The organism is bacterium, from assembly GCA_023150945.1.
GTDB lineage: Bacteria > Zhuqueibacterota > Zhuqueibacteria > Zhuqueibacterales > Zhuqueibacteraceae > Coneutiohabitans.
The window spans coordinates 1-11,945 of sequence record JAKLJX010000038.1; the positions used below are offsets into that span (position 1 = coordinate 1).

An 11,945-nucleotide genomic window follows, 5' to 3' on the forward strand; every position below is an offset into this window, starting at 1 on the left:
CTTAGGGCGTGCATCAAAGCGTCAGATCTTCCATGGGAGATCTGATATTCCTATTATTTATGCAAAACTCAATAACACAGAGAGGGTGAACATGTTGAAACGCACGAGTCTTGCGTTGATGCTGATTGCACTGCTTCCGGTGGTGCTGTTGGCGCAAAGCAAAGCCAAGTATGTTGGCGCCAACTCCTGTAAGGCCTGCCACCTCACGCCCAAGAGCGGTGCGGCTTTCACGATTTGGCAGAAAAGTCCGCATGCCAAGGCTTTTGCCACGTTGGCAACGCCAGCGTCCTTGGAAATCGCCAAGAAGAAGGGCATCGCCGATCCGCAAAAGGATGCCGGCTGCTTGAAGTGCCATGACACCGCCGCCGGCGTGGCGGCCGCACAACTCGCGACCACGTTCAAGCCCGGCGAAGGCGTGGGCTGCGAGGCCTGCCACGGCCCGGGTTCGGAGTACAAGACCATGTCGGTGATGAAAGACCTCGATGCCGGCAAGATCAAGCCCGAAACCGTCGGCATGATCAAGGGCGATGAGAAAACCTGCTTGAAGTGCCACAACTCCGAAAGCCCGACCTACAAGGGCTTCAACTTCGCGGAGTACAGCAAGAAGATCGCTCACCCGACGCCGAAGCCGTAACCTGTTTGTGGTGATCTGAGAAATTACCTGCGGCGCGGCCGGCAATCCTGCGTACCTGACGCCAGGCGGCGCAGGGGGTGCCGGCTGCGCCGCGGTTTGTTTGAAGGAGTGAGGGAGCCTTGGAGTGATGACATGCGCAGGCATGAAGCGGGAGTGCTGTTGACGATGACCATGCGCCGTTTTCTTGATGAAGCGGTGAAGCTTGCGGTTGGCGTGACGGTGATTTTTCGGCGGCCGGGCTTGCTCCTGCACGCCGGCGTGCCGGGGCTCGTGCTGCTGATGTTGAGTCTTGCCAAACCGGCCGCGGCACAGGAGGAAATGGACTGTCTGATGTGCCACGGCGACGAATCGCTCACGACCACCGACAGCACCGGCCGGGAGCATTCGCTGTTCGTCACTCCCGGGCATTTGGAAAATTCCGTGCATGCCGGTTTTGACTGCGTGACGTGCCATGCCGACGTGACGGAGATTCCGCACGCTGAAAAGCTGGCGCCGGCCGCCTGCCAGACCTGCCATGAAGATGCAGTCGCCGACCTTGCCGAAAGCGTGCACGGCCTGCCGCAGATCGCGGACGCGCCGACGTGCAGTGATTGTCACGGCAGCCATGATATTCGCCTGCGCGCGGATACGCTCTCCTGGGTGAACCCGAAGCAACTGGCCTTCACCTGCGGCCGTTGCCACGCCGATCCTGCCATTGTCAAGAAGTATCACATTCCCATCAGAGATCCGCTCACGGCCTACAATCGCAGCGTGCACGGCCGCCTGACTTTGGCGGGCGTCGACAGCGCGGCGACCTGCAGCAGTTGCCACGGCAGCCACAAGATCCTCGATGCCAACAATCCGGCCTCGCTGGTATTTCACTTCAACATTCCCAAGACCTGCGCGCAGTGCCATCAGACCGTCGCGGCGGAATACACCGCCAGCGTGCACGGCGCGGCGGTGGCGCGCGGCATGCGGGCCTCGCCGGTGTGCACGGACTGCCATACGGAACACGCCATCGAGTCGCCGGCGGTGGCGAGCGCGCCCACCTCGGCGCGCAATGTGGCGGTCGAAACCTGCGGCCGCTGCCATGCCTCGACGCGCCTCACCGAGAAATATGGACTGCGCACCGAGCGCGTCTCCACCTTTACCGACAGCTATCATGGCCTGGCGCTGCGCTCCGGCCAACTGTCCGCCGCCAATTGCGGCAGTTGCCACGGCGTGCACAACATTTTGCCCTCCAGCGATCCGCGCTCGATGATCAATCCGGACAATCTGGTGCAGACCTGCGGCCAATGCCATCCCAATGCCAGCGCGAACTTTGCGCGCGGTCCGGTTCATTTCACCGAGGATGAGCGCGAGGGCCGCGTGGTGGCGGTTGTGCGCACCATTTATTTGAGCCTGATCATTGTTCTAATCGGCGGCATGCTGCTGCACAATGGACTGGATTTCATTCGCAAGAGCAAGCATGTGCTCCGGCGCGGCTGAAACTGGTAAGGCAGCACCCCGGCAACGCCCAGCCGGGCAACGACACCGCTAAAATCCGAGCGTTTGCCGCGCCCTGCCGCAATCCCGCGGAATAAGCCGTTACGAACCTGACGAACATTTTTCCCATGAGCGCGACTTCCAACAACAATCAGCAGTACTACCTGCGCTGGACGCGCAATGAGCGCTATCAGCATTGGATTCTGGCCCTGAGCTTCACCGTGCTGGCGATCACCGGCTTCGCGCTGCGCTACCCCGAAACCGTCTGGATCCAGCCCCTGTTGCTGCTCGAAGAAAAATTCGCGCTGCGCGGCTGGATTCATCGCATCGCCGCGCTGGTGTTCGTGGGCCTGGGCGCCTATCACATCGGCTACATGTTTTTCACGCCGCGCGGCCGCACGCTGGTGAAGGCGCTGATGCCGGCACGGCAGGATCTCAGCGACTTCTTTCAGAACATGCGTTTTCTGCTCGGCCGGCGCAGCTCTCCGCCCGAATTCGATCATTTCTCCTACATGGAGAAAGTCGAATATTGGGCGCTGGTGTGGGGGACGGTGGTGATGGCGGTTACCGGCTTTCTTCTGTGGTTCGAAGGCTTTGCCTTGCGTTTTCTGCCGCTGTGGATGATGGAAGTTCTCACCGTCGTGCATTTGTATGAGGCCTGGCTGGCGACGTTGGCGATCGTGATCTGGCATTTCTACGGCGTGATCTTCAATCCGGAAGTCTATCCGCTCAACCAGAGTATGGTTGACGGCATGATGTCCGAGGAGGAGATGCGGCGCGAGCACGGCCGCGCGCTGGCCCGCTTGCAGGAAGCGGAGGCGCAGGCGGAGGAAGACGAAAAAGAGGCAACACCCGCGGCCGGCAGCGGTTCCGTTGCCTGAGGCGCGAATTGAGCAAACCAAACCGCACCGGGATTTTCCCATTCCCTGTGCTGGCTGCGCGCAGGCGCTGATAAGGCTCTTTTTATGCCAGTTGAGATTTTACTGCAGAGCGTGATCGCCGGGTTGTTGGCCAGTCTGGCATGCGGCTTGGGCGCTCTGCCGTTGCTGTTCAAGCGCCTGGATTTGGCAAACCGTACCGGCTTGGGCTATGGCTTTGCCGGCGGGTTGATGCTGGCGGCCTCGGTGTACAATCTCATCCTGCCGGGCCTGACCATGGCGGAGCACACGATGAACATGGCGCAGGTGCTGCCGGTGTTGAGCGGCATCGTGCTGGGGGCGTTGTTCTTGTGGAGCGTGGACCGTTACCTCAACGAGGAACGCCTGGCGCGTGACTCTTGGAAGCGCTGGGGCAATCGCGCCCAAATCCTGATCTTTCTGGCCATGAGCGTGCACAGCATTCCGGAGGGCGTGGCGGTGGGCGTCGGCTATGCCTCCGAGAAAGTCTACCAGACGCAGCTCGGCTCCTACATCGCGCTCGCCATCGCGATCCACAACATTCCGGAAGGGCTGGCGGTGGCCATTCCGCTGCGCTCGGCCGGGGCGAGCATCGTGAAGTGCTTTTTTGCGGCATTTCTCACCAGTCTGCCGCAGCCGATTGCAGCAGTGCCGGCGGCCATGGCCTCCTGGTTTTTCCAACCCCTCATGCCGGTGCTCATGGGCTTTGCGGCCGGCGCGATGATGTTCCTCATTCTGCTCGAGATGATTCCCGACGCCCTGCACCATGAAAAGCCCGCCAGAATTGCCTGGGCTTTCATTCTGGGCTTTTGCTTGATGCTGCTGATTCAGGTCGTCTTGTAACGTCTGCGCCGCGGCGCCGGAGGGCGCTGTGGGCGCCGGTTGCTCCGCTGCTGAATTGCGAGAATGCCATGGATCCTGAATCGCAACAGCTTCTCACCCGCTTGCTTCGGACGCACCGCCTCGCCGCTTTTGGCACGTTGCGGGATGGTGCGCCGCTGGTTTCGCTGGTGCTCTATGCCGTCTCGCCGGACTTGTCCTGCTTCTACATTCATGCCAGCCGGCTGGCTTTACACACCCAGGATCTCCTGCACGATGCCCGCGTCAGCCTGATGATCGCGGAAACCGACACGCCCGGCCGTGACCCCCAAACGCTGGCGCGCGTTTCGTTGCGCGGCGAAGCCGCCGCGGTGCCGCCCACAGCCGAGGATTATGCCGCGATCAAGTCCATCTACCTGCAAAAGTTCCCGGAATCGGCCCTGCATTTTGAGTTGGGCGATTTTTCCCTCTACGGCATTGTGCCGCGCACCGCTCGTTATGTTGCCGGCTTCGGCAAAGTCTTCAATCTCACCGCGGAAGATCTCCGGCATGCCGGTTCGATGGGCACGTAGCCGGTACTGGAAACGTCTTCTTCTGCAACCAGGGAAGGGCAATCATACATGCGTCGAATGTGCGCCGTCCTGTTGGGAATTGCCGTGAGCGCGCATGGCCTCGGCTGTTTTACCAAGGCGCAGCGCGCGGCGCAGCCACCCCAGTTTCGCACTCTCCAGGTGCAACAAGCGACACGCTTCCACAAAAAGATTATGCTCGAAATCGGCTGGTATCCGTACCAACGCGAGCAGGCCGTTGCGGCAGGTACGAATCTCTGGACCATCGTGCACAGCGACAGCGGTGGCGTGGAAGGCGCCCTGCCGGTCATCCTGGTGAGCTATCCCGATTCCAGCGAGGCGGTGTGGCTGGATCTGAACATCGATGATGCCCTGCTCGGCAGATTGCTCAAACACAGCCTGATGACCGAGATTCCCATCAAGCGGCCGCTTGCCGGGTTCTTGCAGGAGGCGAATTGCGGCTCCTGCCACCCGGCCGAGATCAGAATCCGAGAATGACTCAACGAGGCGGAGGGATGAAAATTCACAATCGACTTCTTATTCTGCTGCTGCTGGCCGGTTTTCACAGGCTGCCGGCACAAACGCGGGAAGCCTGCCTGGAATGCCATGCCGACCCCGGCTTGACCACGGAGCGCGGCGGCCGCCAAGTTTCACTCTTTGTGGACGTCAGGGCGCTGGACAAATCCACCCACAAAGAGGTGGAATGCATCTCCTGCCACCCCGATGCCGCCGTCGAAGAATTTCCGCATCCGGAAAAACTCGAGCCGGTCAACTGCGCAACTTGTCACGACGACGCGCAGCTCGATTTCGACGCCAGCATTCATGGCCAGGCGCTCAACCGCCAGGCGCCCTATGCGCCCACCTGCACGGAATGCCACGGCACCCACAACATTCTCGCGGCCAGCCTGCCGGAATCACCCGTCTTCAAGATGAACATTCCCTACTTGTGCGGCAAGTGTCATCGCGAAGGCGCGCCGGTGGCAAATGTGTACAACATCTCCGAACACAACATTCTGGAAAACTACAGCGAGAGCATTCATGGCGAGGGGATGTTCAAGAAGGGATTGATGGTCTCCGCCACGTGCACGGATTGCCACGGCCGGCACATGATCCTGCCGCATACCGTGCCCAAGTCCACCATCTCGTTGCACAATGTGGCGAAAACCTGCATGCAGTGCCACAGCCGCATCGAGCAGGTGCATCAGCAGGTGATCCGCGGCGAATTGTGGGAAAAACGGCCGGGCGCGATTCCGGCCTGCACCGATTGCCACCAGCCGCATCGCTTGCGCCGTGGCTCACTGGTGCTCAATGTCGAAGACCGCGCCTGTCTGAAGTGCCATGAGCAGGAAAATCTGCAGCGCGTGACCGACGGCAAAGTGGAATCGATGTTCGTCAGCAAGCGCGACATCGAGAACTCCTCCCACAAAACCATTCCCTGCGTCAAGTGCCACTCCGACATCGATCCGCAACTGGCGCGGCCGTGTGAGCCGGCCGGCCGAGTGGATTGTTCCAATTGCCACGCCAAGATGGCCGAAGAGTATTTTCAAAGCGGCCATGGCCAGGCCTATTTCGAAAAGAAGTACGATGCGCCCTATTGCACCACCTGTCACGGCAACGGCCATGTGACCAAATCGCGGCTGGATGAAACCTCGCCTACCTATCGCTCCGCGATTCCCACGCTCTGCGGCGATTGCCACAAGCAAGGCGGCAAGGCGGAGCAGGTGCCGGGCTTGGCGGAAGTCAACGTGCTGTTTGACTATTCCTCCAGCGTGCACGGCAAGGGCCTGGTCGAGAAAGGCTTGTTGCCGGTGGCCATCTGCACCGACTGCCACAGCTCGCACTACGTGTTGAAACACACGGACGAGCGTTCCATGGTCAATCCCAAGAATATTCCGGCGACCTGTGCCAACTGTCACCGCGGCATCTACAAAGATTTCATCAAGAGCGTGCATTTCAGCGCCACGGGTGAGAGCGAGGAGAAGCTGCCGACCTGCATGGATTGCCATTCGGCACACGGCATTGCGCGCGTCGAGCAGGACGCTTTCATGACCGAAGTCACGCAGCAATGCGGCTCCTGCCACAAGGAGCTCGCCGAAACCTATTTCGACACCATGCACGGCAAGGCCTATCGCCTGGGCTATCTGAAGGCCGCGCGCTGTTCGGATTGCCACGGTGCTCACGCGATTCTGGGCGTGAACGATCCCAATTCCTCGGTCGGTCTCACCAACGTGGTCAGCACCTGCCAGAAATGCCACGCGGACGCCAACCGCCGCTTCACCGGCTATCTCACGCATGCCACCCACCACGATAAAGTCAAATATCCAATTCTATTTTACACCTACTGGGGCATGACCACCCTGCTGGTGTCGGTGTTCGGTTTTTTTGGCGTGCACACCCTGCTTTGGCTGCCGCGCTCCTTCCGGGCCTACAAGGAAAGAAAACAGCACAAGGAGACGGAGGGCAGGTACTACATTCAGCGCTTCACGCCGGCGCAGCGCATTACACATTTGTTCGTGATCATCAGCTTCTTGTCGCTGGCGCTGACCGGCATGATGCTGAAGTTTTCCAGCATGCCCTGGGCCGGCTTCATCGCGAATCTGCTCGGCGGCGTGACGGTGGCCGGCAAGATTCACCGCCTGGCTGCGATCGTCACCTTCGGGTATTTCTCCTATCATCTCTATACGCTGATTCAGAAAAAACGCCGTGAGCGCAAGAGCCTGCTCGCGTTCGTGTTTGATGCCAAGTCGCTTTGGTTCAACCGGCAGGACTTGAAGGACTTCGCCGCGACCGTGAAGTGGTTCCTGGGCCGGGGCGAACGGCCGGCTTACGGGCGCTGGACGTACTGGGAGAAGTTCGATTATCTGGCGGTGTTCTGGGGCGTCGCCATCATCGGCACTTCGGGCTTGATGCTGTGGTTCCCCGAGTTCTTCACCAAATTCCTGCCCGGCTGGCTGATCAATGTCGCCACCATCATTCACAGCGACGAGGCCCTGCTGGCGGTCGGCTTCATCTTCACCGTGCACTTCTTCAACACGCATTTGCGCCCGGAAGCCTTCCCGATGGACAAAGTGATCTTCACCGGCGTCACGCCGCTGGAAGAGTACAAAGCCATGCGGCCGCGGGAATATGAAGAACTCAAGGCCAGCGGTGAATTGCGCAAAGTGCTGGTCACCAAAACCATCTCCCCGCGCCGGGAGAAAATCCTGCAGGTCTTCGGTTTTCTATTCCTCAGCCTGGGTCTGATTCTGGTGGGATTGATCATCTATTCCGTGCTGTTCGGGTACAAATAGCGCCCTGAGGAAGCCGGAGTTGTGCCGTCCCGGTTTATGCCGCCGGGAAAGCGTGGCTCCGGCTTTTTGATTGGAATCCATTTCTCCGGCTCAAACGCATGCGCTTCCAACGCCATCCGCATAACCCGGTCATTCCGCGCACACCGGGCAGCTTTTATTCAAAATACGCCGCGAATCCTGACCTGCTGTTCTTCCACGGCAAGTATCATTTGTATTTTCGCGGGCAGGCGGAGGCGGGGCACGATCAGATCGGCGTTGCCATTGCACGCCCCGAAGCGTTCGACGGTGTACACTGGGAAATGGTGCCGCACAATCCCATCCTGCCGGTGAGCGCCGATCCGGCCGCGTTTGATGCCGGCCACATTCTCGACCCGGCGGCGGTTGTGCTCGACGGCCGGGTGTATCTGTACTATTCCGCGCATCGCAAAGACTGGCACAACTGGAACGTCCCTTCTCATGTCGGGCTGGCGGTTTCAGATGACGGCCTGCATTTCGAGAAGCATCCCGGCAATCCCATCATCGCTGGCACGGCGCCGGAGGCAGTCTTGCACCAGGGCCGCGTGCATCTCTTTTTTCAACGCCGCACGGCTGCCGGCAACTTCGAGATCTATTGCTGCACCAGCGCGGACGGCGTGCACTTTGCCGCCGGCAGCGAGCAGGTGGTGTTGCGGCCTTCGCAACAAGCGGGCGCGTTCGATGCCTTCAGCCTCTCGACGGTGCGCATTTGGGAAGCCGAGGGCTGGTTCTACCTGGCCTATGGCGGCTGCGATCGCTTTTTCGATTATCCCGTGGCCATTGGCTTGGCGCGTTCGCGCGATCTGTGGCAGTGGGAACGCTATCCCGGCAATCCCATTCTGCGACGCGGCGCGCCCGGCTCGTGGGATGAAGGCGCCTTGTGGTTTGCGACCGTGCATCGCGTGAATCAGACTTGCTACCTTTGGTATGAAGGCACGGGCACAGGGCTGGGGTTGGACTCGGCGGCGGCGCAAGAAGCCTCGCGCGTCTGCCGGGAGCACGATTACGGCGGCTATGGCCAGACTTCCTTTTCGCAAATCGGTTTGGCCATTGCCACCGAGAGCATGCCGGAATGGTAGCGCCGATCACCGCGCCCCAGCACGCCACCGCAACCGCGGCGCGACAGAACGCGTTTCCTGCCGGCGGGCTGACCCTGCGCCGCGGCGCCCTGCCTTCCCGCCCAAACGGCAGCCGTGCGGAAGACAGCCAATAACTTCGACAGTCAACGCGGTTTCCCCTCAGCCCACATCCAGACAACAGGAGGCGATGATGGCAAATTTTTTTTCGCGAATCAGCCGGCGCTCCTTTCTCGACTATTTTCTCGGCGGCGGCGCAGCGGCACTGGCCGGCTCGGTTCTTTTCCCCGTGTTGAAATACATCATGCCGCCGGCGATTCCGCAAGCCGTGCAGAATGACGTGGTGGCGGGGAAAGTCGGCGAACTGGCGCCCAATTCCGGCAAGGTCTTCCGGTTCGGCAACAAACCCGGCATCTTGGTGCGCACGCCCGAGGGCGACTATCGCGCCTTCTCGGCGGTGTGCACGCATCTGCAATGCACGGTGCAATATCGCGACGATTTCAAGCACATTTGGTGCGCCTGTCACAACGGTCATTTTGATCTGACCGGCCGCAACCTCGAGGGGCCGCCGCCCCGGCCGCTGGAGGAGTATCGCGTCGAAATCCGCGGCGAGGATATTTTCGCGATACGGCAAACCTGATCCGGCCGATTGTCTCCGGCATCGCCCGGCTGGCTGGCGATTCCCGCCCATCAAACCACGAGGCAGCGTCTGACGCTAACACGGGGTGTCACCCATGTCCACAACCGTTGCGAAAAGCAGTTTCTGGCGCGAGCGTTTTCCGATCGACGCCGTCGCGCATTTCTTTGCCAAGAAGACGGTGCCGATGCATCGCCATACGATTTGGTATTATCTCGGCGGCATGACGCTGTTCTTCTTTCTCATCCAAGTCGGCACCGGGGTGTTGCTGCTGCTCTACTATCGTCCCACCGCTGAGGCCGCATTCGAGAGTGTGCAATTCATCATGACCAAAGTGCGGTTCGGCTGGCTGATTCGTTCGCTGCACAGTTGGTCGGCGAATCTGATGGTGGCGGCGGCCATGATTCACATGTTCAGCGTGTTTTTCATGAAATCCTATCGCAAGCCGCGCGAGATCACCTGGGTCTCGGGCGTCTTGCTGTTTTTTCTGGCACTCGCCTTCGGCTTCACCGGCTACCTGTTGCCGTGGAATACGCTGGCTTACTTCGCCACCAAGGTCGGCACGGAGATCGCTTCCGTCGTGCCGATCGTCGGGCACGATTTGCTGCTCTTCCTGCGCGGCGGTGAGGAAGTGACCGGCGCGACCCTGACCCGCTTGTTCGGCTTCCACGTGGCAGTGCTGCCCATGCTCACCACCGCGCTGCTGGGCTTGCACTTGTTGCTGGTGCAAGTGCAGGGCATGAGCGTGCCGCCGCAAGCAGAAGCGCAAGCCGCCCAACGCAAGCCCATGCCGTTTTTCCCCTATTTTCTGATGCGTGATCTGGTCGGCTGGCTGGTGGCGCTCGGCGTGCTTGCTGCGCTCGCCGCACTCTTCCCCTGGGAGCTGGGCGAGAAGGCCGATCCCTTTGCGTCGGCGCCGCCCGGGATCAAGCCGGAATGGTATTTTCTCTTCATGTTCCAGACCTTGAAGTACATTCCTGCGAAAATCCTCTTCATGGATGGCGAAGTGCTGGGCATTCTGGCGTTCGGGCTGGTCGGCGTGTTTTGGCTGTTGGTTCCCTTTCTGGATCGCCGGCCGGAGGCGGGAGGCCGCACGCGCTGGTTCACGGTATTCGGCTGGGTGGCGATTGCGTTCATCGCCGTCATGTCCCTGATTGCCTATGTCGTGCCCCAGACGTTTTGACCGCCCGCATCTCACTTACACGAACTCGAGAGGCGAAGTCGCCATGAAAAAAATATTCCTCTGGTTGATCCTGGGGCTCGGCATGGCCGGCGTGGTCCGTGCCCAAACGCCGCCGGAAAGCAGTTGCCTCATTTGCCATCGCCAGCTTGATGCCGAATTGTTGGCGCCCGTCACGGCTTGGGAGAATGACATTCATGCTCACAACGGCCTGGGTTGTGAGAGTTGCCACGGCGGCAACCCGAGTCCGGCGGTGGCGGAAGACCCGGAGGCAGCGATGAGCCGCGCTGCCGGCTACCGCGGCAAGCCCGGCCGCAAGAGCATCCCCGAGCTGTGCGCCGCCTGCCACAGCGATCCCGCCGTGATCAAGAAATACAACCCCGCGCTGCCCACCGATCAGTTGGCGAGTTACCGCACCAGCCGCCATGGCGAGCTGCTGTTTCAAAAGGGTGACGAGAAAGTCGCGGTGTGCAGCGATTGCCACGGTACGCACGGCATTCTGGCGGCCAGCGACTCGCGGTCTTCGGTCTATCCGTTGAACGTGCCGGGCACCTGCGGCCGCTGCCATGCCGATGCCGGCTACATGGCCGGTTATGGCATCGGCGTGCAGCAGGTGGCGGACTACGATTCCAGCGTGCACGGCATCGCGCTGCTGCGTCACCGCGACCTGGCCGCGCCGGCGTGCAACGACTGCCATGGCAACCATGGCGCGATTCCGCCGGAGGTCAAGAGCATCGCGCATGTTTGCGGCCGGTGCCACATGAACAATGCCGAGCTGTTTGAAAAAAGTCCGCTGGCCGGGCCGTTTCAAGAGATGGGTCTGAAACAGTGTGAGACCTGCCACGGCAACCACAGCATCGTCAAGCCCACCGACGCCATGCTGGATCCCAACGGCGAATTCTCCTGCGCGCAATGTCATGAGCCGGAAAGCGCCGGCTGGAAAAACGGCGCGGAGATGTTTGCCATTATCACGGAGATGAAATCCAAAATTCACCTGGCTGACAGCCTGGTGGGCGGCGCCGAGCGCGCCGGCATGGAAGTGAGCGAGGCCAAATTCATCATTTCCTCAGCCGATGATGAGCTGATCAAAGCCCGCACCCAGGTACACACCTTTCAATCCGACCTGCTGCGGCAGACCTCGCAGGCCGGAGTCGACCTGGCCAGTCAGGCGGTTGGGCTTGGCCGCGCCGCGCTGCAGGAACTGCAGTTTCGCCGCCAGGGGCTGGCCGTTTCCATGGTCATCATTTTTGCCGTGGCGGTCGCGCTCTATTTGAAAGTCCGGCGCAAAGACCGGGAGTGGCAGGAGGGTGGAGCGCGAGGCTGAATCGTTGCAGGAGGCGCCGGCGAAGCAGTGCGATCGCAGGT

Annotated in this window: 12 protein-coding genes; all 12 read left to right on the forward strand. The window is 60.7% G+C overall.

Features of this window, described 5'->3' with window-relative positions:
- The first annotated feature begins 91 nt into the window (after positions 1-91).
- The 12 genes from L6R21_26870 to L6R21_26925 all read left to right on the forward strand — a co-directional run bounded on the left by L6R21_26870 (position 92) and on the right by L6R21_26925 (position 11,904).
- Positions 92-634, forward strand: a complete 543-nt coding sequence (locus L6R21_26870; protein MCK6562829.1) for a cytochrome c family protein — start codon at positions 92-94, stop codon at positions 632-634.
- A 132-nt stretch (positions 635-766) separates the two neighbouring features.
- Entirely contained in the window at positions 767-2,101 is a 1,335-nt protein-coding gene (locus L6R21_26875) for a cytochrome c3 family protein (GenBank protein MCK6562830.1), read from the forward strand.
- A gap of 125 nt (positions 2,102-2,226) precedes the next feature.
- Positions 2,227-2,979: a cytochrome b/b6 domain-containing protein gene (locus L6R21_26880; protein ID MCK6562831.1), complete on the forward strand. Its 753-nt coding sequence runs from the start codon at positions 2,227-2,229 to the stop codon at positions 2,977-2,979.
- An 84-nt stretch (positions 2,980-3,063) separates the two neighbouring features.
- Positions 3,064-3,837, forward strand: coding sequence for a ZIP family metal transporter (locus L6R21_26885; GenBank protein MCK6562832.1), 774 nt, complete (start codon positions 3,064-3,066; stop codon positions 3,835-3,837).
- A 68-nt stretch (positions 3,838-3,905) separates the two neighbouring features.
- Positions 3,906-4,385, forward strand: a complete 480-nt coding sequence (locus L6R21_26890; protein MCK6562833.1) for a pyridoxamine 5'-phosphate oxidase family protein — start codon at positions 3,906-3,908, stop codon at positions 4,383-4,385.
- A gap of 48 nt (positions 4,386-4,433) precedes the next feature.
- Entirely contained in the window at positions 4,434-4,880 is a 447-nt protein-coding gene (locus L6R21_26895; protein ID MCK6562834.1) for a hypothetical protein, read from the forward strand.
- Positions 4,881-4,897: 17 nt separating this feature from the next.
- Complete coding sequence (locus L6R21_26900) at positions 4,898-7,672, forward strand: cytochrome c3 family protein (GenBank protein ID MCK6562835.1); 2,775 nt, start codon at positions 4,898-4,900, stop codon at positions 7,670-7,672.
- A gap of 98 nt (positions 7,673-7,770) precedes the next feature.
- Positions 7,771-8,766: a hypothetical protein gene (locus tag L6R21_26905; protein MCK6562836.1), complete on the forward strand. Its 996-nt coding sequence runs from the start codon at positions 7,771-7,773 to the stop codon at positions 8,764-8,766.
- Entirely contained in the window at positions 8,760-8,900 is a 141-nt protein-coding gene (locus L6R21_26910; protein ID MCK6562837.1) for a hypothetical protein, read from the forward strand. The genes L6R21_26905 and L6R21_26910 overlap by 7 nt, the downstream gene beginning before the upstream one ends.
- A 53-nt stretch (positions 8,901-8,953) precedes the next feature.
- Positions 8,954-9,403: a Rieske (2Fe-2S) protein gene (locus L6R21_26915; GenBank protein MCK6562838.1), complete on the forward strand. Its 450-nt coding sequence runs from the start codon at positions 8,954-8,956 to the stop codon at positions 9,401-9,403.
- Between the two features lie 94 nt (positions 9,404-9,497).
- Positions 9,498-10,583 (forward strand): cytochrome bc complex cytochrome b subunit, encoded by a 1,086-nt coding sequence (locus L6R21_26920; GenBank protein MCK6562839.1) that lies wholly within the window; start codon positions 9,498-9,500, stop codon positions 10,581-10,583.
- Between the two features lie 43 nt (positions 10,584-10,626).
- Positions 10,627-11,904, forward strand: a complete 1,278-nt coding sequence (locus L6R21_26925) for a cytochrome c family protein (protein MCK6562840.1) — start codon at positions 10,627-10,629, stop codon at positions 11,902-11,904.
- Positions 11,905-11,945: the final 41 nt, after the last annotated feature.